At 48.3% G+C, this 503-nt stretch carries 1 protein-coding gene; it reads left to right on the plus strand.

What is annotated here, in order from left to right; translation table 11 throughout:
• Positions 1–503, plus strand: a 503-nt coding sequence (gene mobF / locus AB4503_RS25510) for a MobF family relaxase (RefSeq protein WP_372115924.1), incomplete at both ends; no start/stop codon positions are given.

Here is a 503-nt window from a genome sequence, read left to right on the forward strand (position 1 = left end):
CAAGCCACCCTAGAATCGGTACTCTCAGGCAGTCTTGGCGGTGAAACCATTAAAGGAAAACGAGATGATCATAAATCGGGCTTCGACCTGACCTTTTCTGCGCCCAAATCCCTCAGCGTTCTTGCGCTTATTGGCGGAGATAGCCGCCTCATTGAAGCGCACAATAACGCCGTGAAGTTCGCCTTAACAGAGCTGGAGAAAGACGTAGCACAAGTCAAAGTCACCCATGAGAAAGGCGTTCAAGAATACGAAAATACGGATTCGATGCTATTTGCAGTCGTACGCCATAAGACCAGCCGTGAAAATGACATGCAAGTGCATTCGCACGCGCTAGCCGCTAACATGACGCGCGATAAAGAAGGAGATTTACGCGCTTTATCAACCAGCCTAAAACAAAAAGGGGGCGTGATTAACGGGACTGGCGAGCGCATTTACAACTTCCAAAAATACTACGGTATCTTGTACCAGAGCCAATTAGCTAAAGAGGCAGAAACCCTCGGTTA

Origin of the sequence: Vibrio sp. 10N.222.55.B11 (assembly GCF_041473705.1) — a bacterium.
In the GTDB taxonomy this organism is placed as follows: Bacteria; Pseudomonadota; Gammaproteobacteria; order Enterobacterales; family Vibrionaceae; genus Vibrio; species Vibrio crassostreae_C.